The 23,367-nt window shown below is 61.3% G+C and carries 15 protein-coding genes; 7 read left to right on the top strand and 8 right to left on the bottom strand.

Annotation, left to right across the window (positions count from 1 at the left end):
* The first annotated feature begins 123 nt into the window (after positions 1-123).
* Positions 124-1,014 carry a prepilin-type N-terminal cleavage/methylation domain-containing protein gene (locus JNK74_15685; GenBank protein MBL7647628.1) on the top strand — a complete coding sequence of 297 codons (891 nt, stop codon included), beginning with the start codon at positions 124-126 and terminating at the stop codon, positions 1,012-1,014.
* Positions 1,015-1,105: 91 nt separating this feature from the next.
* Here JNK74_15685 and JNK74_15680 read toward each other — a convergent pair whose 3' ends face one another.
* The 6 genes from JNK74_15680 to JNK74_15655 all read right to left on the bottom strand — a co-directional run bounded on the left by JNK74_15680 (position 1,106) and on the right by JNK74_15655 (position 9,399).
* Positions 1,106-2,605, bottom strand: a complete 1,500-nt coding sequence (locus JNK74_15680; protein ID MBL7647627.1) for a trypsin-like peptidase domain-containing protein — start codon at positions 2,603-2,605, stop codon at positions 1,106-1,108.
* 40 nt (positions 2,606-2,645) lie between these two features.
* Entirely contained in the window at positions 2,646-3,812 is a 1,167-nt protein-coding gene (locus JNK74_15675) for an exo-alpha-sialidase (protein ID MBL7647626.1), read from the bottom strand.
* 458 nt (positions 3,813-4,270) lie between these two features.
* The gene (locus JNK74_15670; GenBank protein ID MBL7647625.1) at positions 4,271-5,599 is read right to left on the bottom strand and encodes a sigma-54-dependent Fis family transcriptional regulator; all 1,329 of its coding nucleotides are present in this window, start codon (positions 5,597-5,599) and stop codon (positions 4,271-4,273) included.
* A gap of 71 nt (positions 5,600-5,670) precedes the next feature.
* Complete coding sequence (locus JNK74_15665; GenBank protein MBL7647624.1) at positions 5,671-7,671, bottom strand: HAMP domain-containing protein; 2,001 nt, start codon at positions 7,669-7,671, stop codon at positions 5,671-5,673.
* On the bottom strand, positions 7,668-8,249 hold the full coding sequence (locus JNK74_15660) for a hypothetical protein (GenBank protein MBL7647623.1): 582 nt from the start codon (positions 8,247-8,249) through the stop codon (positions 7,668-7,670). The genes JNK74_15665 and JNK74_15660 overlap by 4 nt, the downstream gene beginning before the upstream one ends.
* A gap of 40 nt (positions 8,250-8,289) precedes the next feature.
* Positions 8,290-9,399, bottom strand: a complete 1,110-nt coding sequence (locus JNK74_15655; protein ID MBL7647622.1) for a hypothetical protein — start codon at positions 9,397-9,399, stop codon at positions 8,290-8,292.
* A gap of 326 nt (positions 9,400-9,725) precedes the next feature.
* Between JNK74_15655 and JNK74_15650 the strand changes: the two genes are divergently transcribed.
* Positions 9,726-11,042 carry a PQQ-like beta-propeller repeat protein gene (locus tag JNK74_15650; protein MBL7647621.1) on the top strand — a complete coding sequence of 439 codons (1,317 nt, stop codon included), beginning with the start codon at positions 9,726-9,728 and terminating at the stop codon, positions 11,040-11,042.
* Between the two features lie 297 nt (positions 11,043-11,339).
* On the opposite strand, the gene JNK74_15645 is transcribed toward JNK74_15650, so the two are convergent.
* A complete protein-coding gene (locus JNK74_15645; protein MBL7647620.1) occupies positions 11,340-12,785 on the bottom strand; it encodes an MFS transporter in 1,446 nt (481 codons plus the stop codon).
* Positions 12,786-13,100: 315 nt separating this feature from the next.
* On the opposite strand from JNK74_15645, the gene corA reads away from it, so the two are divergent.
* The 5 genes from corA to JNK74_15620 all read left to right on the top strand — a co-directional run bounded on the left by corA (position 13,101) and on the right by JNK74_15620 (position 20,021).
* Positions 13,101-14,186, top strand: coding sequence for a magnesium/cobalt transporter CorA (corA, locus tag JNK74_15640; protein ID MBL7647619.1), 1,086 nt, complete (start codon positions 13,101-13,103; stop codon positions 14,184-14,186).
* A 29-nt stretch (positions 14,187-14,215) separates the two neighbouring features.
* Entirely contained in the window at positions 14,216-15,619 is a 1,404-nt protein-coding gene (locus JNK74_15635) for a hypothetical protein (GenBank protein MBL7647618.1), read from the top strand.
* A gap of 140 nt (positions 15,620-15,759) precedes the next feature.
* Complete coding sequence (locus JNK74_15630) at positions 15,760-16,620, top strand: hypothetical protein (protein MBL7647617.1); 861 nt, start codon at positions 15,760-15,762, stop codon at positions 16,618-16,620.
* A gap of 454 nt (positions 16,621-17,074) precedes the next feature.
* Complete coding sequence (gene metG, locus JNK74_15625; protein MBL7647616.1) at positions 17,075-18,817, top strand: methionine--tRNA ligase; 1,743 nt, start codon at positions 17,075-17,077, stop codon at positions 18,815-18,817.
* A 457-nt stretch (positions 18,818-19,274) separates the two neighbouring features.
* Complete coding sequence (locus JNK74_15620; protein MBL7647615.1) at positions 19,275-20,021, top strand: ThuA domain-containing protein; 747 nt, start codon at positions 19,275-19,277, stop codon at positions 20,019-20,021.
* Positions 20,022-20,265: 244 nt separating this feature from the next.
* On the opposite strand, the gene JNK74_15615 is transcribed toward JNK74_15620, so the two are convergent.
* The gene (locus JNK74_15615; protein MBL7647614.1) at positions 20,266-22,986 is read right to left on the bottom strand and encodes a sigma-70 family RNA polymerase sigma factor; all 2,721 of its coding nucleotides are present in this window, start codon (positions 22,984-22,986) and stop codon (positions 20,266-20,268) included.
* Between the last annotated feature and the right edge of the window lie 381 nt (positions 22,987-23,367).

Here is a 23,367-nt window from a genome sequence, read left to right as displayed (position 1 = left end):
TGCACCGCCTCTCATTAATTCAGCCAGTCGTGGGAATGGCTTCCGGCGTATACAGCAGTTCTAACCCAACGCGGCAACGCCGCCGGTACACCATCTTTAATCCATTCAATTGAAAGGACTTAAATCATGAAGAAACGTGGCTTCACCCTCATCGAACTCCTCGTCGTTATCGCCATCATCGGCATCCTCGCCGCCATCCTGCTTCCTGCCCTGGCCCGCGCACGGGAGGCCGCACGGCGCGCTTCCTGCCAGAACAACCTCAAGCAGTTGGGCGTCATCTTCAAAATGTACGCCAACGAATCCGACGGCGAGAAGTTCCCCCGCCGCAAGACCTTCAACTGCAACGGGACCCTCAGCGACACCATGATCTTCGACGGCACCCAGCTCATGCCCGAATACCTGACCGACGCGCAGGTCGTCTTCTGCCCGTCCTGGGGCAAGGATGTGGACGCCGTGGATCGCTACGACGCCGATGGCAACGGTCGCGTGGATCCCTGCGAGTTCGCCAAGGAGCCCTATGATTATATTGGCTGGCTCTTCACGGAGGACGTGAACCTCCTCGGCCCCCTGGTCGGCACGGTGGGCTCGGACGTGGGCGGTCGTTTCTCGGAAGCCGAAATCAATTCGAGCACCCCCCTGGGCGCGCTGGCCCAGGCCAACGTCACTACGCTCGGAGCCCAGAGCGACAACGACTTCACCGTTCCCGCCGCCTATGCCGGCACCCAGGCCGGGGGCAGCAACGTGATGCTCCGTCTCCGCGAGGGCGTCGAACGCTTCCTCATTACCGATATCAACAATCCCGGCGGCAGCGCGAAGGCCCAGAGCAATGTGGCCGTCATGTGGGACCACGTCACCACCAACACCATCGACTTCAACCACATCCCCGGCGGTGGCAACGTGCTTTACCTGGATGGACACGTCAACTTCCTCAAGTACCCGGATGAGAAGTTCCCCATGACCGAGGACAGCGCCCGTACCTTTGGCCGCTACAATCGCCCCTTCAACGGCGTGTAAACCCCCCACCCCTTCCCGAGTACAGCGCGGCCCGGATGGCGACAACCATCCGGGCCGATTCTATTTGGATCGACACGTTGCGAATCCGGCGCTACGCCTTCCAGCGACCCAGCGCGCCCATGGCCGCGAGCGTCAGGAGCGCCAGCCCCGATACTAAAATGTTTCCCGAGGACTTCTCGATGGACTGGGCCTCGAAGACGCAACCGGAGCTTCCAGCGCCGCGCGGCGAGCCATTGCGCGAATAAAAGTCACTCCCGTCATCCGGCGGTGTGGCCAGGGTCAGGAAGCCGCCCGCCAGTGCGAAGAACTCACGGAAGGATGAATACTGATCCAGTCGCGCGTTCGAAATACCACAGGCCTGAAAATTGCCGTTGCTGAGCATGCCGAAGACCCGGAAGTTCGCATCGTCGAACATGACGGGCGAACCGGAAGAACCGCCCTCGGTGAGCCCTTCATCCCACGACAGCGTGGTCTGCAAGTCGCCAAAACGGGTGTCCAGATTGATCTCGTTTACGCGGCCTATACTCTCTTTCATTGCCGTGCCGTCGGGATGGTGAAGGCCCACCGCGCCATCGCCGATGCGGGGCGCACGCGTGTCCCAGCCGAGATAGGCGCGACCGCGCGTGCCCACGGGCACCGTGTCCAGCCGCAGGAGCATGCCATCCAGCGCCGTGCTGTTGCGCAGGAAAGCCGTGCCCGTGCTGCGGGGCAATCCCGCGATCGTACCCGCACTCGGTTCGGTCCCGGGGCAGCCGTTCGTGCGCAGGTCCCAGATCACCTCTACGCCATCCGCAAAGATGGTGTCGCTCGTGCCCTGAAAGCAGTGATCCGCCGTCAGGAAGAGCCCTTCGGCCACATCCGTCGCCGCGTTATTCAGCAGGGCGCCGGAACAGAGAAAGGAGGTGCCGTCTTCGTCCGTAACGGTCATGCGCCCGATACCCGCGCTCACCTCCTGAAGGGACGTGTTGTCGGTGCAGTCCGCCGAAAGGGGACAATCCAGTTGCTTCGTTGCCGGGCTGCTGAAATAGTGGGAAAGCATCTCCAGCGTAATGTCCGGCATGATCTTCCGGGGTGAGCGAAGCTCCACGATCACCGTGTCGCCCATCGTCGTGGGCAACCAACGGCCGTTGCTGCTCGTGTTGGCCAGCGTGAAGGGGCCAAAGGCGTGGGGCGCCGAGAGGTCCACCAGCCAAACCTCGTCGTCCGGGTGAAGGCGGGCCAGGTTGACCCGGAGCCGGAGTGCGGAGGCATCCACCGAGGTGATGGAGGACCGCCAGATATTCAGGCCATCCTGCGCGACCTGAGCCTCGAAAAGGTCCGCGGAGGCCCAGCCGAGTATCGCGCCCGAGCCGACCTGAAGCGCGGGCGTTTCCACGGCCGACTTCAGTGCTTCGGTTTGTCCCGCGAAGTCATCGATCTGGTATTGGGGCACCAAGTCGGCATTCCACGCGGCGGCGGCCCCGGCCGCCACGGCATCGGACTCGCCATCGGACAGGGCCTTCGCGGGCGGAATAAACCGGTAGTCGGCAAACTCCGCGACCGCACTCAGCGCCAGGGCGCACAAAGCCGCCCCGATTAATAATCGATGCATACGATATCTTCTCCTTGCGGGCCACGCGGGCCCCGCGCTTCTATCGGATCGCTTCCGGCGCCAGCCGGTCCAGCGGAATCCGGGTTACCACAATTTCTTCATAGGCGCTTTGCGTGCCCCGCTCATAGACGCAGGCCACCGTCGTTTCATTCAAGAAAGCAAGATCGGAGTAGGCGCTCGGCCCGGCGTACAGCTCAACCGCATTGGGCCACGTCGCACCGCCATCGCCGCTCGCGCGCACGGTCATCTTCTCCCGACTCGCACTGGCCGGATTGGAGAACAGTAACAGAGGACGAACGCCGTCGCTCAATGCGCTCGCCTGGCAAACCGGCTCGACCAGCGCGGGATCGCTCCGATCCGCCGACCATGTTAGTCCGCCATCCTCACTGTAGGATACACGACGTCGATTCTCCCCGGTATAACTCCGCATGTTCTGGTAAACGCGCCCATCCGGCAATTCGGCGACTGTAGACTCGTTGGTAAAGCCCTCGTGTATGCCGCCGATGGCCCAGGTCGTGCCCCCGTCATCGCTGAAGATAACATGGGAGTGCCACCCGGTAAATTCTGGCCCCAGCGAGTGGTTGGCGGGCACCAGCAATCGGCCCGACTTCAGTTGAATCGCGTGGCACGGCCCCGTGGCGTACCACCGCCATTCCGGTTTGCTCGCCGTCGCGCTGATCTCCACCGGCGCGCTCCAGGTCGCGCCCTCGTCGCGGCTGTCCATCACCCAGACCGTCCTGGGCGGATCCTCCCCGGTAAGGATTCGATTTTCCCTCGCGGAAGCAAGATTCTTCGTCCACACCAGCACCAGCTTCCCCGATCGCCCGTCGTACACCGGCGCGGGATTCCCGCAGGTAAAACCGGCGTCATGCGCCACGACGGCAAGGGGCGACCACGTGACGCCCTCATCCACGCTGTATTTCATCACCAGATCGATCTCACCGGAATCGCTGCGATCATTCAGACGCCCCTCGCAAAAGGCAATAAGCCGGCCCGGTGTGCGAATGAGGGCGGGAATGCGGAAAGTGTGGTAACCCTCCGTACCCGATCTGAACACGGTCGTGGCGGCCAACTCCTCCGCCGGACAGCACGCGGCCCAAAGGGCCAGGCTGGTCAAGGCGAGGCACTGAATAAACTGAACTGTCGTTTTCTTGAACGCCACAGCAATCCCCTTTTGCCTTGCAACTAATTTTTTGAATACTACCATGAAATGGGGTGTTCCGTTTCTATTCCAATCGGGGCCCAACAAGGCTTCCACATCGGAAACACATAAGTTGGCTATGACGCTCAAAGAGAGATCGAACCGCAAATTAACGCAAATTAGCGCACATTCTTCCTCGGGTCGAGAATAGTTGGTTTTATCCGGGGTGTACAGGGCTTAGACTATGCTGATTTGAGCATTGCTTACTTCCGTGCCCTTCCGTGGTCAGTGTTTTTTTGACCACGGAAAACACGGAATTCCACGGAACGAACATGTTAAGCGCCGCTTTTTAAAGCCCGGTGCACGATACGCAACCAAATATCCGCGTTCATTCGCGGTTCAGATCTCTTTCGTTTCCCTCTTCAACAATTTGCGAAAATTCGCGTGAATTTGCGGTTCCACTTTCTCAGATCTCGCCAAGCGGCGGCTTCAGGCTCCTCGTGGTTAGAAATCTCGGATCCGTCCTATTCGCCCGACTGCTTCAAGCGCTTGTTGAGCGCCTGACGCGAAATACCCAGCATCTCGGCGGCTATCGCCTGATTGCCATCGGCCCGTCGCAGCGCTTCTTCAATGAGCAATTCCGTGTTTTCTTTCATGGTGGGCAGGACCTCCCCAAACGTTACACCCGCGCCGGGACGCGGCGCCGGATCCTGCAACGGCGCAAACTGTTGCAGGTGCTCCTTGAAGCGCGCCATGGAAAGAATGCCGCCGGGGTGATGGGTCACGGCGTCCACCACCATGGAGCGCAACTCCCGCACATTCCCCGGAAAGTGATAGGTCTTCAGCAGGGCGGTGAGCTCCCGGGGGGCCGAGGGACGCTTCTTCTGCAGCATGCCGGCCGCTTCGTCGAGAAACAGTTCCAACAGCGGCGCGATGTCTTCCCGCCGTTCGCGCAGCGGCGGAACAACCACCCGATGGGTCTGGAGCCGGAAATAGAGATCCTTGCGAAATGTCCCGGAATCACTCAGCGTCTTCAGATCGCGATTCGTCGCCGCCACGATGCGCGCGTCCGATTTTCGGGCCACATCCGATCCCAGCGGATAGTATTCCCCTTCCTGAAGCAGCCGAAGCAATTTGATTTGCCCCGAGCTGTCCAGATCACCGATCTCGTCCAGAAAGAGCGTGCCGCCGGCCGCCTGCTCGATGAGGCCGGGCCGGGCCGAATCCGCGCCGGTGAAGGCGCCTTTCACATGGCCAAAGAGCGTATCGGAAAAGGCCTGATCTTCAAGACCCGCCGCATTCACCGGAACGAAGCGCCCACCCCGGCCGCTGACGCGGTGAACGGCCTGCGCAAAGAGTTCCTTGCCCACGCCCGTTTCCCCGGCAATCAATACGGCCATGGGCGATGCGGACACGGCCTCCAGATACTTGAAGATACCCCAGACCCGCTGGGACGCCGTCACAATGCCCTCGAAGGCTTCGGGGTGGGCCAGGGCGTCGTCCAGCACGCTTTCTTTCAGGCGCAAGTTCTCGCGCCGGAGCTGCTGGAGCTCCAGGGCCCGTTTCACCCCGCTGACAAGCCGCTCGGTCTCCGTGGTCTTCACATAGTAATCAAAGGCGCCCTCGCGCATGCACGCGACAGCCGAACCCACATCGTTGACGCCCGTAAGCATCACCACAGGAACCTCGGGGCACGCCTCGGCGAGTTCCCGGAGTACCTCCACCCCGGAAAGGTGCGGCATTGTGAGATCGAGGATCACCAGGGCTGCGGAAAGCTCCACCGCCCGGGCACGCCCCTCCCGGCTGTCGGAGCAGGTGTGGACATTGGAAATACCGGCCGCGCGAAGGGTCATGCTGAAACTGCGCAGCCAAGCCTCCTCGTCGTCAATCAGCAATACGGGTTCCGCCAGGTGTCGCGCCGCGGTCAATTTCGTTCTCCCCTGCCGCCCGTTGGCAGCAAGATGCGTGCGGTCGTTCCCGCACCCTGTTTCGATTCAAAAACAAGCTCGCCGCCATGCTCCTCGATGATTCCGGCCGAGATGGAGAGTCCAAGACCGGTGCCGCCCGCGGTGCGCCGGGTCGTAAAGAAGGGATCGGTAATGCGCGGCATATCCTCTTCCGCGATACCCCGGCCCGTGTCGGCCACCTCGATGGCCACGCGGCCATCACTGCCGGTGCCCGTGGAAATGCGAATCCCGCCCTCGGGCGAATCAAGGGCGTCGCAACTGTTCAGCAGCAGATTGATCACCACCTGCTCCAGACGCCGTCCGTTTCCATACACACTCGGCAGGTCCCGCGCCAGGACAACACTCAGATGGCGTGTGGCCTTTTTCAGGTGGCTGGATACCAGATTGACCGACGACTGGACCACCTGGTTCACGTCGACGGGATCGTCCAACCGCTCTTCCGACTGGCGGGAGAAGCCCTTGAGGTCATCCACAATCGCCTTGATCCGTTCCGAGCCCGCGGCGGCATCGGCCAGCATCAGGGGAAGCTGATCGCGCAGTTCGGAATAGTTCATGGGCCCGAGACTGAAATCGCCGTGTTCCCTGTAGTACGTGTCCAGCACGGGGAGGGCCTTCTCCCATACTTCGGCAAGCAGCCCGAGATTCAAGGCGATCAAGCCGTTGGGATTGTTTATTTCGTGGGCCACACCGGAGACCAGAATCCCGAGAGACACCATCTTGTCGGCCTGGCGCAGTTGCTGCTCCCGCAGCGAGGCCTGGCGCTGGGCCTCTTCGCGCGCCCGGATCTCGCCCTGCAACTGCCGCACCGAAGCCTCCAACTGGGCGGTCCGCTCGCGCACCGAAGAGTCCAGCGTGTCAATCTGGCGTTTCAGACTCAGGCGCATCGTGTCCAGGCCCGCGGCGAGGCGGCGCGTCTCCACGCCGGCGACCCGGGGCGGCGACCGATCCAGATCGCCCTCGGCAATCTGCTGCGCCGTGGCGGCCAGGGCCGTCAGGGGCCGGCTGATATTGCGGCTGAGAATCAGCGCCAGCACGAAGATGCCCGCCGCCGCCGCCGCGCAGGTGGCCAACGTGAAGGCCGTCAACTGCCGCGCCGGCTGAAGTACCAGCGCCTCCGGCGCGATCGCCACGCCGTCCAGCACCATGCCCGACAGAATTCCGCGAACCTTCACCGCCGCCAGGACCTGCCGCGAGCCGTCGAGAGTGCCGTCCGAAAGGGCGTGGGCACGCCCGCCATTCGCGGACACCTGGCGCGCCAGCGCGGGATACTCCGCCGCCAGCAATTCAAATATCGAATCGTTGTCCTCCAGCGCGGCCACAAAGGATGCCTGCTCGTCGGCAAGATAGAGTCGGATCCCCCGTTCGACCGCGGACCGGCTTTGGCGAACACTGCGGCTACTGGCCTTGTCCCAGTTGAAGGAGCCCACAATAGTGCCTATCACCGTCTCGCCGTCGAAATCCCCCAGGATCGGGCTGGCCATGATGATTTCCCGGACCGGCTCCCCGTCGGGCAGGATCGACGGCTCGATCTCGCCTATGAAGGGGTGTTCTCTCGAAGCCCGCCGCAGTGGCTCATAGCCGCTCATCGTGGTGTCGATCCGAGTGTAGTTGCTCGACGCCACGATTCTGCCGGCCAGATCCGTGCACCAGATCTCGGAGAAATCGCTTCGCTGCTGCTGGTCCGCCAGCAACTCCGCCAGTTTCAGATTCTGGTCGTCTCCCATGAATACGCCGACCTGCAGCATGTCGAGCTCGGACCAGGAAACCAACTCCTTTACCGCGTCATCCACGGCGACCACGACCGACTGGGCCAGGGTCTCGGCACTGGCCTCCAGCGAATCGCCCGCCACGGCCAGCAAAGACTCCTGACTGGTGCGATTGGTGACGTAGGTAACCAGAAGCAGCGGGGCAAGTGCCGTGGCCAGGAGGCTGAGCAGCACTTTCGCAAACATGTTCATTTGGGGGCTTCCGCCCCGTCCCGCGCCGGGGTGGGTCCTTCTTCGGCCGCAGGCCCGTTTTCGCGGCGCTCCTGCGGCTCTTCCGGCGCCTCGGGAGCCAGCAGTTCCGGGGCATCGGTGATGGCCAGCACCCGCACCGTGTCGTCCACCTCGGACTCATAAATATAAGCCACGGCCCCTTTGAGTTTTCGCACGTATTTCTTCACCGTCTCGCTGCCGTCCAGCGCGATCGGCGGGCGGGCATTGCCCGTCATCGTCTGCTGGATCCAGTAGCGCTTCCACTCGTCGGGCGTCTGCTCCAGCACAATCCGCCCGAATGCCGTGCGAATGTCGCCGCCCGCCTGATCGATCGGAATGCAGTGCTCGCCGTCTTCCCACTCCGTTTGGGTCTTCCGGAACATGCGCGCAAGTTCGGTCCGGGTGATCGAGGCCGTCTCATTCTCCACATGGGTCACCACGGCGATGCGCGGAGCGGGCTCGGGCCCCTCCTCGGGTGCGGCGGCAATGGCCGAAGTCAGCAGGCCGGCCAGGAGCCAGACTGCCGCCATCGCGTTCCATCGCCGTTTCGGATGTTTCATGGAAACCATGCTTGCTTCTGTTGCTTTCGCCTCGGCCCCATCAGAAATTGAACACGACCGATGCCGCCACGCCGTCATAGGAGTCGCGCGGGTGCTCGGGCTCGCTGTGGAACAACTCCAGCTTGAGCGACACATTGGGCCGGGGCCGGAAATTCGCACCCACGGTGTGACGCGTTTCGTCCCGTGGCGTGGGAATCCCATCGTTAAAGTCGAGATAGTCATAGCGATAGAAGCCGTGCCACTTGTCCGACAGGCGGTAGGCCGCTTGAAGGTACGCGCCGACCGTATCCCCCTCTTCCTGATCCAGTCTGGACCGGAGACTGTTGTCGACGCGCGGCAAGCTGCCCCGGGCAAACTCGGCCAGAATCTCAAGCCGGCCCAGGCGGATCTGGGAGTCCAGACCGAAAATCAACTCGCCCTGATCCAGGTCGTTCTCGCTGACCAATGTTGACAAGGAGAAATCTAAAGTGTCGAGCCACGCGGGCCCGTCCCGGCCCGCCAGGCGAAAGGTGAGCCGCCCGCCCGCCGCCGGATTATCGTTCTGCTCCAGTTCCATCAACGCCGTGTTGGCCCCGCCGCCCGCAAAAAATGCGTAGCTCAGACCCCGATCGTTGGCATTCCACCAGTCGCCCGAGGCCTGAAGGGCCACTATACTCTTCGGAAACACGTTGCCCGACATCAGAGGCGCCAGCGTGGACATGGTCAGATTGGGGTAGTGATTCGACTGCCAGTATTGGGGAAGCAGCAACTTGCCCCCACGAAGGCGAAACCGATCCGAATCTCGAAATTCGACCCAACCCGTTTCCATCTCGACTTCTATCGACTTGCCCCCCCGATCCGTCAAATAGACATCGCCGTCAATTCGGTCAAACTCAATCTCGGAAAAAGCCGTCCATTTTTCGTCTTTGGTCGTAGCCCGAACAAATACGCTGAGCTCGTTCTGGATAAAGGAACCGCCCTGCTCGCTCGAATCGCCGCCATACTGAAGATCGGCATAACCGTGGACCGAAAGCTGTCGCTCCCCGCCCGGCGATTCCAGCGCCAGCGCGTCCAGGTCTTCTTCTTCGCCGGCCCAGACCCGAAACGGCACGCCCCCCAAGGCCATGAACCCCGCCAGCGACACCACAACCGGGATCATGTTAAAGCGCATGCGGAATGTTTCTCTCGTCAACTTCATCGGCAGGGGCTCGAAAAGGGGCTACAGGCCACCAGAGGCCTTCGGGCGAGATCTTGACAGGTCCGGCGCGGAATCGCAAACTGACGTTGGTACTTTAATTCGACACCGGATTGCCCTCCAAACCTAACAGGCGCGGCGGCTGCGCCGGGCGGCGTTGGATAGATCTGCTTCGTGAGGCAACGAAGGCATTTCGAGTAGATTTATTGTGAGGCAATTCGGCGGCTTGCGCGGCCACGGCGCGGCACCGTACCATAATTCCGGTCGGGAAGTGAGTCTCCGACCGCGAAAGGGCCCACGCCATGAACCAGACCCCCCGCAAGTATCAGAAGCACCTTTCCCGGCGCGCGTTTATCGGCGCCGTTGCCTCCCTGCCCCTGTTGGCCCGCGCGCAGGAGTCCGCGCCCGCGCCCGATGTGACCACCGCGCCGGTGCGCGCCGACTGGCCCTGCTTCCTCGGACCGAACCGCAATGGAATCTCTGCGGAAACCGGCCTGCTCAAGACCTGGCCCGCCGATGGCCCGCCCCTCCTCTGGGAGCGCACCGTGGGCGAAGGCTACGGCGCGCCCGTCGTGGCCAGGGGCCGCTTGCTCACCTTCCACCGTATCGGCGATGAAGAAATAATCGAGTGCGTCAACGCCCTCAAGGGCGACGAAGTACACTGGAAGTACGCCTACCCGACCCAGTACGTGGACACCTACGGTTACAATGGCGGACCCCGCTCTTCCCCCACCATCCATGGCGATCACGTCTTCACCTACGGGGCCGAGGGCGTGGTCACCTGCCTGAAGTTCGACTCCGGCGAACTCGTTTGGCAGCGCCCGGTCAATAAGGAATTCAACGTGCCCCAGGGCTTCTTCGGCGCGGGCACCGCGCCCGTCATCGAGGAAAACCTGCTCCTGCTGAATATCGGCGGGCCCAGCGGCGCGGGCGTCGTGGCCTTTGACACCGCCACCGGCGCAACCGTGTGGCAGGCGAGCGACGATCAAGCCAGTTATTCCACACCCATCGTGGCCACGGTCCATGGCGAGCGCCTCGCCATATTCCACACCGCCGACGGTCTCCTCGTGCTCGAAGCCAAGACCGGTGCGAAGCGCTTCAGCTATCCCTTCCGCTCCGAGACCTATGAATCCGCCATCGCCGCCACGCCCGTGCTGGTGGACAACATCGTCTTCCTCTCCGCCACCTACAACGTCGGCGCCGTTGCCCTGAAGCTCGACCCGGCGGGACTCAAAGAAGTCTGGCGAGACCAGCTCGCCATGCAGAACCATTGGGCCACCAGCCTCTACCTCGATGGTTTTCTCTACGGCATGGATGGTCGCCACGAACGGGGCTCCAACCTGCGTTGCATTGAATTTGCCACGGGAAAAGTCCGCTGGACGGCCGACGAAGGCCTGGGCCGCGCGTCGTTCATCCTGGCGGAAGGTCACCTCATCGGCGTGAGCGAACGCGGCGACATCGCCCTCATCGAGGCCAGCCCCGAAGGCTACAAGGAGATCGCCCGCGCCCGCGCCCTTCGCTACCCCGTGTGGACACCGCCCATCCTGGCCCAGGGCCTCCTCTACGTTCGCAACGAGCGCACCTACCGCAGCATTAAATGCCTCGATTTAAGGGCCTGACGGGACCGCCGCACCGGGACCGTCCCGAACGAAAAGGCACTCAAATTAGGCAGCGATACGACGAACAAATCCCATAAACGTGCCGTAACAAAGCCCACCAGGCGTTCGGGGCCGTCCCGCGCTTTTGAAAACGGGGGACAGTCCCGCACGCCTGGCAACCGTTCCTCAAGCAAGTCGAACGAGATAGCCTTGGGACGCCACACCCGTTTCAAGTGGCCTTGCGTGCAGGACAGTCCCCAAAGCAAAGGGCGAGGCGGTGTCACTGACACCCACCTCGCCCTGCGAATGCTGCAATGATTACTCCGGCAACTCCTTGCCCTTGGTCTCCGGGGCAAAGGCCAGGATTATCAGGCCGATGATAAACACCGACGAGAGCATGGTGGCGCCCCAGGCGAAACCGTAGGGCTTGCTCAGGAAGGCCAGGGCGGAAGGACCGGCGATGGCGATGTAACGCGCCACGTTGTAGCACACGCCCGTGCCCGTGGCGCGCAGGCGCGTCGGGAAGAGTTCCGGGAAGTACACCGCGTATCCGCCGAAGAGCGACGTCAGGAAGAAGCCCATGATCGGATAGAGAATCAGGGCGATGGTGAAGGAGGTGGTGAAGTGGAAGGTGATCGGAACGATGATCGCGCTGCAAATCAGGGCCACCGCAAAGGCCGGTTTGCGGCCCGTGCGCTGGGCCAGCCAGCCCCACGCCAGCACGCCGAAGAACGCGCCGAAATTCTGCATGATGACGGCGATACTCGCCTTCTGGTTCGCATCTTTTGCGAGATCTTCTTTCGAGCGGCCCTCGGGATTGTCGCTCAGGCCGTCAAAGCGCGCCTGATCGCGCTCGCTGAGCGTCGCGCGGAATGCCTCCACTTCGGCGGCGTTGTTCTGGTCGCCGTTGAACACAACGCCGTCACCCGTGGGATCGGCGGTGGCGCCGCGCATCAGGTCGGGCGAAAAGGTGCCAATACCCCAGAAACCGATAACGCCCACCGCCGCCAGGCCCACGGCGCACAAGGTCCGGCGCCGCAATGCGGGCGAGAGCAACTCGGTGATCACACCCAGCTTGATGTCCCCCTTCTTCGCGTCTTCCTGCGCCTCCTTCCACTTTTCCGGTTCCTCGATGAACATGCGGATGACAAACACTAGAACGGCCGGGATGAACCCGATGGCGAAGATCCAGCGCCATGCGGATTCCGGCGGCACATAGGAGAACACGCTCAGGCTGATGAAACCCGCCGCCATATTGCCCAGCGAGGACGCCGCCTGCATGATCGCCAGCGCCGTGGCCCGCGCGTGCTGCGGGAACACCTCCGCGATCAGGGCCGCGCCCGCCGCAAATTCGCCGCCGATACCCAGGCCCGTGAGGAAGCGGAACAGGGCAAACATCTCCCAGTTCTGCGCCAGGCCGCTCAGACCCGTGAAAACGGCATACATGCCCACCGTAATCGCCATGCAGCGCGTCCGGCCCCAGCGATCACCCACGATGCCGAAAAACAGGCCGCCCGTCGCCCAGCCAAAAAGGAAAATGCCCTGCACCAGCGTCGAGTAGTAACGCACGTCATCGGGGGCCGTGGACAACTCCGCGTTTCGGAGCAACTCGGTTATGGCGGGTTGCCGCGCCATAACGTACAGCCATTGGTCCATCGTGTCGAAGAGCCAGCCGAGACAGGCCACGACAAGTACGAGATAGTGGTAGGGCTTCAGGCCCTCGCGCCAGGAATTCGATCCCTGGCCTGGCATGGTGGTCGTCATCAATTTTTTCCCTGCGGTTAAGATAGGATGAAGCTGGGGTTTGCCAGGGGGCAACGCCATCACCGAAGGAATGACCGGCCTCGCGCGCTCCAATCGCGCAAGGACCATCCCCAATGAATACACAATGTCGAGGGGGGTGGGGACACAGATATGCGGAGCGGATCCACGCGGGCCACCACCGCCGAAAGTGTATAGAAGCATGAAATCGATGTCAATCCAACGCCTTTCGCACTATTCTTTTCGCAGGCGTCGACCAACGCTTGGATCGTCCGGGCGCGCCATGGCACCATGGAAGCTCCCCGGAAGGAGTTTGGAATGAAAAAGAAGAAAAGGAAGCGCGATGGGCGGCAGGGCCGCTACACCGATAAGGCTGGCCTTTCCCCCGGCACACCGGTATTCATCGGCGAACAGAAGCTCGACTATACCCGCATGGACGTACTCCGATTCTGCGGGGATTTCGCCGTGGAGACCAACGATGCACGGGTGGGCGACTGCGCCCTCGCCCGGGAACAGCCGGGTGTCACCTGGGTCAATGTCGTGGGTATTCACGATGTGAACAAGATCGCGGCGCTGGGTGAACATTTTGGGATCCACCCCCTGACCCAGGAAGATATTGTGAACACCGCCCAGCGGCCCAAATCCGAGGAGTTCGAGGGCTACATCTTCATCGTGATGAAGACCTTGACCTTCGATGACGTGCAGAAGGATATCGACATCGATACCATCAGCATCATTCTCGGCAGGGGCTTCGTCATCTCTTTCCAGGAGCGGGACAGCAATGTCTTCTTTCCCGTCGTAGACCGGATCCGCAACGCCAAGGGACGCGTCAGGAAACTCGACGCGGACTACCTGGCCTACGCCCTGATGGACGCGGTCGTGGATGAATATTTCGTCGCCCTCGAACGCCTCGGCGACTACATAGAAACCATTGAAGACGCCATCGTGGCCAACCCGGAACCCGCGCACATGCACGAGCTGCACCGCCTCAAGCGCGAAGTGCTCTTTGTCCGCAAGTCGGTCTGGCCACTGCGCGAAGAAATCGGCTCCATACTCAAGACGGAATCAACGCTGATCCAGGAGGGCACGGGCGTCTTCCTGCGCGATCTCTACGATCACACCATCCGCGTCATCGACATCGTGGAAACAAGCCGCGATATCCTCAGCAGCATGCACGACACCTACCTCTCCAGCGTGAGCAACCGCATGAACGAAGTCATGAAGGTGCTCACGATCATCGCCACCATCTTCATCCCCCTCACCTTCATCGTGGGTGTGTACGGCATGAACTTCGAAAACATGCCCGAGCTGCGCTGGCACTGGGGCTATTTCGGTATCTGGGGCTTCATGCTCGCCCTCAGCGGGGGCATGGTGACCTATTTCAGGAAGCAGAAGTGGCTGTAAGCCCGAAACCTCGCAGGAGACAAGATCGTATGCGCCGCCTAACCTGGCCGCTCCTGGCCGTGCTCGTCGCCATATCGGCCTGGCCCGAACAGCCCGCCGATGTCGTCAAGAAGACCTTTCCCCTGACCGATATCAAAGACCGCGTACCCTGCGCGTTTTTCCAGCCCGATTTCCCCCAGGGCGACAGCAACTACCATTCGCTTGCCGCGGCTTCGGATGGCAAGCTCTATTTTTCCATCGACACCCACAACACGGACTACGCATGCCGCTTCTACAGCTTCGAGCCGGCCACGGAGCTCGTAACGCAAATCGCGGCCCTCGATGCGCCCGTGGGGGAGGACGCGCGCAAGGATATCTCTCAGGGCAAGATTCATGTACCCTTCTATGAGCACAACGGAAAGCTCTACTTCTCCACCCACCTTTCGTTTTACGCCGAAGGCCTTCCGGGATATGACGCCAAGGGCAAGTCCCTCTACCAGGGCGGCCATTTCATGGCCTACGATCTGAAAACGGGCGCCTTCGAAGACCTCGCCCGGATTCTGCCCGATGAGGGCCTCATCACCATGATCCTGGACAAGGATCGCGAAGTGCTCTACGGCCTGTCGTGGCCCTCCGCCCTGCTGATCTCCTATGAACTGAAGACCGGCGACCTCCACTCCTGGGGTGCGGTGCAGGGCCGGGGCGAATGGGGACACCTGCCCCACGAATGGGACCGGGTCTGCCGCACCCTTGCTCTGGAGCCCAACGGCAACCTCTACGGGTCCACCATGGACGGCCAGATCTGGCGCTTCCAACCGGGACTGCGTCCCCGCCCCTTCCAGTACATCGAGGGACTCGATCTCTCCCGTCTGGTCTTCTCCCAATCGGCGGCGGAAACCAAACGAGGCGAGTTCCAGTACAACTGGCGCGTGCTCGAATGGAATCCCGCCACGAAGAGCTTCTTCGGTGTGCAATGGGAAACCACCGCCCTTTTCGAGTTCGCACCGGAGAAGGAATACCTGCGCGCCCTCTGCGATTTCCGCCATGACGCCTACAAGGGCATGCCGCGCAACCCGGAGATCAGCCAGCTCGGCTTCCTCATCGCGCCGGACAACAACACCATCCTCTACCTTGCCAATGGCCCCGCCGCCACCATTCCCGGACGCCCCGACGTACAGTCGGGCATCTACCTCTTGAGCTACGACATCGCAAAGGGAATGATGAAAAATCACGGACTGGTTATCGGCCGGGACGACCGGCGGCCCTTCTTCACCGAGAGCCTCGCCATCGGTGCGGACGGCCACCTCTACAGCGTGGCCTGGACCGAAGTGATCGATCCCGCACGGCGGGACACCATCGCCAAAGCCCGCGCCTTCGGCCCGGAAGAAACCGAGCGCATGGTGTACGAAGTGCAACTGATTCGCCTGCCAAAGTGGGAAAAGTTCGTGAAGTAATCAGCCGCGACTTGAGCGGTTCACGAGGTCGTTATGCTTTGCGGCTTAGCGCCTTTGCGTGCAAAAATATCCAGGCGTGATGGCACGTGATGACGCAGAGACGCAAAGAAAAGTACGATATATCAACATCAGGAGAATTTATGTCTTTCACAAGGGCTTCGAAACTACGCTTCGCAATCGCGATTCTTGCCTTTGCCACCGCAAGCGCCGCACGGGCCGACGACTGGCACACGGAATTAGCGAACAAGATCATGAACGCCCGCACCGCCGTAACGCCCATGCCGCTGCTCAGCGTGGCCCATCCCGACGCCGCCCTGGACGATGGCTATGCGGTCCAGACCCTGGTGGTGAAGCAACTCCTGAACGGCGCAAAGCCCGCGGGATTCAAGGCGGCCATCGTGGCCGCACCCGGCCAAAAAGCCATGGGCGTCGAGGGCCCCCTCGCTGGCGTTATTCCTGCAGGTGGCGTGCTTTGCGCGTGTGAAGCGGTCACGATCAATCTGGCCGAAGACCCCGCGCGCCACATCGAAACGGAAGTGGGCTACATCATCGGCGCCGCCATCACGGAGCCCGTCGCGGATGTGACCACGCTCCAGAAACATATCAAGAGCGTTCTCGCCATGATCGAGGTGCCCGGCGGTCCCGTGGAATCCACCCAGCCGCCCAAAGCCGCCGATCTGGCCGCCTGGAATATCAACGCCAAGCTCTTCATCGCCGGTGACTACAAGTCCCCCGAGAAAATCGACGAAGACGCCGTCACTGTCACCCTTACGCGCGACGGACAGACCGTGAACACCGGAAAAGGCGCCGACGCCGCCGGTGGGCAGTGGGAAACCCTGCGCAAGACCATCAATACCCTCGTCGGCCTCGGCTACACCATTGAACCCGATCAATTTATCTCCAACGGCGCCCTCGGCAAGATCATCAAGGCCGAGCCGGGCACCTACGAAGCCGATTTCGGCCCGCTGGGCGTCGTGGTCTTCGACGTGATCGCGGAGTAGCCTCCGGTCTCAGCCCTATTCCCTCTCTTTGCGCCTTCGCGCCTTTGCGTGAGAAATTTTTTGACCTATTGCCTCGCAAAGGTGCTAAGACGCAAAGGAATCCAAGTTAATTTACTTGATGAGTCCATATCCATGGAATGGGTGGCAACTTACGAAGAAATATTCCTCCGGAAGATCTTTCGTGAATTCCCATGCGATATCTGCGCAAATTTCTTTCTATGGCGACCGATGCCCGCTCCAGAGCCTTCGTGGTTGAAGCATTCATACCCGCCAGCGCCCATTCATTTCCTTATCTGTTAAAATCTCGGTGTATCTGTGGGAATACTCCTCTTCCCCGCCTTCCGCTGACTCAGTCGCACTCGGGAAGACCGCCGTGATCCACCCGCCCGACTTCAGGTAAAATACGGCCTTATTCAACCCAACAGCCCCAGCAATCTACAGGCGTCCATTCATCATGTCTTCCGAAAAGAAATTCCAGCGCACCCTCGTCACCAGCGCGCTTCCCTATGCCAATGGCCACATCCATCTGGGCCACATCGCCGGCGCCTATCTCCCCGCCGATGTCTACGTCCGCTACCTTCGCCTGCGCGGCGAGGCTGTCCTCTATGTTGGCGGTTCGGACGAGTATGGCGTGCCGATCACGCTCACGGCCCTGAAGGAGGGCATCACCTCCCAGGAAGTCATCGACCGCTACCACCACGCCAACAAAATCGCTTTCGAGCGCCTCGGCATCTCCTACGACATTTATGGCCGCACCTCCTGGGATCTCCACGCCGACACCACCCAGCGCTTCTTCACCAAGCTCTTTGAAGAGGGCTATATCCACCAGGAAGACATCGAACTGTGGTACTCCGAACAGTCCGACCGCTTCCTGCCCGACCGCTACGTGCGCGGCACCTGCCCGAAGTGTGGCTATGAAGACGCCAACGGCGACGAATGTGAAAGTTGTGGCGCCCAGTACCCTCCTCAGGATCTCGTCGCGCCCCGGGCCAATATTCCGGGCGACAACTCCACGCCCATTTTGAAGAATTCGCGCCACTGGTTTCTCGACCTGCCCAAGTTCCAGGGCCAGCTCAAGGACTGGCTCGACACCCACCCCGAATGGCGCGCCAATGTAAAGGGCATCGCCAATGGCTGGGTCGGCGATCTCCGCTCACGCTGCATTACCCGCGACACGGATTGGGGCGTGCCGATCCCCCTCGATGTGCCCGAGGCCCAGGGCAAGAAAATCTACGTCTGGTTTGACGCCCCCATCGGCTACGTTTCCAACACGCGCCAATGGGGCATCGACACCTACGGCGATCCGGATGCCTGGGAGGGCTGGTGGAAACAGCCCGACACGCGCCTGCTCCACTTCATCGGCAAAGACAACATCCCCTTTCATGCCGTGATCTTTCCCGCCATGCTCATTGGCCAGGGCGATTACATCATGGCCGACAACGTGGTGGGTAATGAATACCTGAACATCTTCAACCGCCAGACGGGCAAGTCGGAAAAGGGCTCCAAGTCGCGGGGCAACATGATCTCCGTGAAGTGGGCCGTGGAGCAATTCGATCCCGACGTCCTGCGCTATTACCTCTGCGCCAACGCCCCGGAATCGAAAGATGCCGACTTCGACTGGGACGATTTCATGACGCGCTACAATGGCGAGCTCTGCGACGTGGTCGGCAACTTCGTACACCGCTGCCTCACCATGACCGTGAAAAACTTCGACGGACACATCCCCCATCCCGGCGCGCTGGATGCCGACGATCAGGCCATGCTCGACGCGATTCCCGAGGGGATCGACGCCATCGCCGAATCCCTCGAAGGCTTCCGATTCCGTCAGGCCCTGGAGCGCTTCATCGATCTCGGCCGCAAGGCCAACGTCTACTTCGACGGCAAAGCTCCCTGGACCACCCGCAAGACCGACATGGAGCGCACCGGCACGACGCTTTACGTCTGCTGTCAGATCGTCCATGCCCTGTGCCACGCCATGGCCCCCTTCATGCCCGGCGGCGCGAAGAAACTTGCCGGCATCCTGAACATTACGATACCCGAAGGCGGCCCCAGCGGCGGCGAAGACGTGTGGATCCTCGGCAAAGCCCCCATCGCCGCCGGACTGCCCTTGAATAATCCCGAAGTCCTCTTCCCCAAGCTCGACAAAGACGCCATCGCCGCCCTGGCCGAGTTGCATTTGAACGGGGAAGCGTTCTAAGAACTCAACCGTTTAAACAAAAAATTGAACCACGAATGGACACGAATTTTCACGAATAAGAACATCAAAATTGGCGTTTGATAGGAAGATGGTATTCCGGCCCGAAGGGCCACCAACATATTAGCCCTGGGCAGCGCCCAGGGTTAAACGCGTAAAAAATATATAAGCCCTGTAAGGGCCCGACATTAGGCAATGTGTAGAGGTTTTGAAGCCGTTCAATTTCTACGAAAAAATGCATCAAGATTGCAGGTAGTAGTACGAATAGGAGACCTGGACGGCTGGACTGATATTTCGAATTACTCGTTGCATCTCGGCCACACCTTAGCTCCCGGGGCTTCCCATTTTCCGTGAACTTCCGTGTATTTCCGTGGTTCATTTCTTTTTCTTATTCGTGTAAATTCGTGTCCATTCGTGGTTCAACAAATCCGTTCCACCAGCCCGTAGAAGGAGTTCCCCCATGAGCCAAGGCCTGCGCGTCACCATCTGGAACGAAGGCGTTCACGAAAAAACCAATCCCAAAGTCTCCGCCCTCTACCCCGACGGCCTGGGACGCCAGATCGCCCGCTACATCGAGCAGGTCCCCGGCATCGCCTCCGTCCGCGTCGCCGAACTGGATGATCCGGAACACGGCCTGACCGACGAAGTCCTCGAAAATACCGATGTCATGACCTGGTGGGGCCACACCGCCCACGACCGCGTGGACGACGCCATCGTGGAGAAGGTGCGCCTGCGCGTCGTGGAGCACGGCATGGGCCTCGTCGTCCTGCACAGCGGCCACTTCTCCAAGATCTTCAAGCGCCTCATGGGCACCTCCTGCGACCTCAAGTGGCGCGAATACAACAACGAAGGCGAGAAAGAACGCCTCTGGGTGGTTGACCCCGCCCACCCCATCGCCCACGGCCTTCCCGAGATGTTCGAACTCGAAAAAGCCGAGATGTACGGCGAACACTTCGACATCCCTCAGCCCGACCAGCTCGTCCTAATCAGTTGGTTCCAGGGCGGCGAAGTCTTCCGCAGCGGCTGCTGCTGGCACCGCGGCCTCGGCAAGGTCTTCTACTTCCGCCCCGGCCACGAGACCCTCCCCATCTACCACAACGAGACCGTCCTCAAAGTCATCGCCAACGGCATCCAATGGGCCGCCCCCACCCGCGTCGCCGGCGGCATCAAACGCGGCAACGCCCAGCCCCTGGAGAAGATGGAATAGCGCCACTACGGGACCGCATCAACGGGACCGTCCTGAACGCCAGGGCCCGCCGCCAAAGCATCACGACACCGGATCAATCAAACAACCCCAACCGGCCAAAGCCCGCCACGCGTTCGAGACCGTCCCGCACTTGTGGCGGGGACTGTCCCGAAAGGCATTTACGGTAGAAAACCAAAAAACACGACGGGTGCCACCCTGTCCGGATTATTTGGACCGAGTGGCACCCGCCGTCGTCATGAATCAGTTACTCTTCCGAACCGCTACCGTCGGGTTCACCCTCCTCCGGCTCCAGCGCGATCTCCATCTCTGTGTCTGGCTCGGCATCAACCTCGAAGTACTTATAGCCCTCCTGGCCGCCGGAGACGACAAGGGGAAGATTGGGAACATGGAATTCCACACGCCCCGAGGCATCCACCTGGGCGTCCGCGATATATTCATCGGTATCTCGTACCTTCACGATCACGTCGGGTCGGGACACGGTCGTGGCCTCATTGAAGCCCTCGATATTCACCACGATTTTTTGATCGTATCGTTCCACGGCAATGTCGCCAAGGGACTTCGTTTCGTCCGCTTCAACGGCAAACCACTCCGAAGAAATGCGGCTGTAGGTACCACCGCCCACGACGAGTTGGTACTCGCCAGTCGCGATGTTCGCAATGGAGAATCGCCCGTCTTCACCCGTCGGGCGTGACGGGGTCTGCGTCTGATGATTGCTCTCGCCGTGCTTGTACTTGCGTTCGATGGCCATGGGAACCCCAGCCAGTGGTCGGCCTTCCGCGTCTATCACCCGGCATTCCAGCGTCGCCGTTCCTGCGGGAGCCAGTTCCGCTTCGCTCTTCTTTGCCAGTTGAAAGGTCACCGGCTGAAGCCTTGTGTCGCCCGAGGCGACCGTGATCAGCGTTTTGTTTTGTTGGTCCGGACTGAGGAATTCTTCGGGTACCTCCGAGATGTATATCTGAGACACACCAACAGGAAGACGAAACGCGAATTTGCCCTCGGCATCGGTGGTGGCATTGCCGATTGCCTGCGCAAAAGGGCCGTACTCCTCATCCGCCGGATTCAGTGCAACCAGCCGGGCACCCACGATGGGGTCGCCACTCAGCTTGTCTGTCACCGTGCCTTCCTGGAGTGCGCCCTGCTCAATGGTGATGTCGATATCTTTCTGCGTCGACCCCGGCAGTAGTTCCAGTATCGGGACGACGGGAGAGATCCCTGAAGGAGGATTTCCATCGTGCCGCGCCAGCACTGAATACGAGACATCCGGTAGGCCCTTGAATGTGTATCGCCCCAGTGCGTCGGTGCGCGTCTCAAACGCCGTGATGAAGCCAAGTTTCATATCTTGCCCTGAAAATGGATGTGCGAATACGGGCACATCCGCCGCAGGTCCACCCGCGGCGTAACGGACGGTACCCGAGATAGTCGCCTCCGGGAACATCTCCACATCAAGAGGTGTTTCGCCATTGGCGTTGAAGTCAAAACGCTGTGCTTCTCCCAGACCGGCACCCGTGAATGCGAGGTAATAGGAATGTCCCGTGGGGAGGTCGCCAATACTGAATGCCCCATCTCGAGCGGGCCTTGTGGAAAACACCTCGGGCCAGAACGACGGGCGATATTTGGAGGAGGCTTCAAAGGGCCCACCACGGCCTACGCCCAATCCAATGCGCACCGTGAGCACGTTTATATCCACCTGTGACGGATCCATTCCATTCGGAACCCTCACCGTTCCCGCAATGCGTGTGGACTTGACCATCGTAATCGTCTTGCTCCAGTCCAGCACTTGGGAGGTTGGTCGATAGCCCCACGTTCCTACCAGCGCGTTTGGAACACGGGCGTACGCCTGATAGAATTCCGCTGAATCCTCAACCGCGGGCACTTTCACGAATCCATCGGTGTCCGAATTCGTCGGCCCAAAGGGTTCCCGTATCAGTATTTTCGGATCGCTCTTTCCTGGCGTGGGCGTGTCGGCGTAGGCACACTTAACGTAATACACCTCCGCCCCCGCCACGGGCTTACCCTCCTCGTCCACGCAGCGCAGACGGAGCATTTCCGGCTTCTCCGCCTCGGGTGTCGCCGCCTCTACTACGTCGCCACGCGCGAGGCTTATATCCGCCGCTTCCGCGACCGGCGTTATCACCTCCGCCACTTCCTCATACGCGCCGGTCGGCCCTTCGCCACCCGCCTCCACATCCGTCTCGATGACCGTGCTCGCGTCTCTTCCACTTCGCGCGTTGGCCCTCGTATTGGATACCCACAACGCAGCTACCAGCACCGCAATCGCCCCGGCAACCGCCACTGCCCGCCATTTAAGGGGCAAACCCGTGGGAGGTGCCGACCGCCCCGTCGCGATACCAATTTTCTTGAGCGAAGCGACGAACGCGGGCGGAGCTGCCGATACTTCGAGGGTCCCGAACAGCGCGGACAGCGCGGCGAGGCCCAGGGTGATGTGCTTTGCCGCGAGTTGCTCCCGGATTTCAACAATGGCCCGCTGTATCCGCTCCGTCACGGTGGAGCGCCCGATGCCCAGCGCCCGCGCCACCTCCCGGTGGGTGTGCCCTTCGAAAAAGTGGAGCACCAGCGGCGCCTGAAGTTCGTCCGCCAATTGCGCGATGATGGCGTCCACATGGGGTTGGATATCGTTCCAGGTGGGTTCGGTCGATCCGGATTGCTCCGCTGCATAGTTTCGTTCACGCGCCGCGCGCGCCGTGTCACTTCGCAGGCGATCCAGCGCGCGATTCGTCGCGAGCCGATGGAGCCAGCCGCCCATGGATGGCGCGACGGCCCGTTGCGCCTGGCTCACCTGCAGGAAGCACTCCTGCGCCGTTTCTTCCGCGTCCGCATGATTGCCCAACACCCGGCGGCACACGGCCAGCACCATGCCCGCGTGGCGATCCACCAGTTGGGCGAAGGCCTCCGGGTCCCTCGCGGCGATCCACCGCTCCATTAACGCCGTATCCGATTTCTGCATTGTCCGTCTCCTGGGTTAAACCATACCCATCTAACGGAGTCAATGGAAGTTTGGTCGGCATGGCCGCCCTCGACGGGACCGTCCTGAACGCAAGGGTCTCCCGACTACGCCACACGACTGCGGGTCAACCTCGCAGCCCCAGCCCGCCAACGCCCGCCCGGCGTTCGGGACCGTCCCGCGCTTTTAAAGCGGGAGGACAGTCCCGCACGCGTAAACACACCACCCCCATCTAATCTCTTGGGGCATTGCAGTTCGACACACCCTGCCAGGTCGTCGAACGTGCAGGACAGTCCCCTCGAAGCCCCCCAATCGAGTAGGGGGAGGGGTTACCCCTCTCCCCCTCTCACACCACCGGGCATACCTGCGCGGTACCACGGCGGT

It is taken from the genome of Candidatus Hydrogenedentota bacterium, from assembly GCA_016791475.1.
Taxonomy (GTDB): Bacteria; Hydrogenedentota; Hydrogenedentia; order Hydrogenedentales; family JAEUWI01; genus JAEUWI01.
This window is presented reverse-complemented; position numbering and strand designations above follow the sequence as displayed.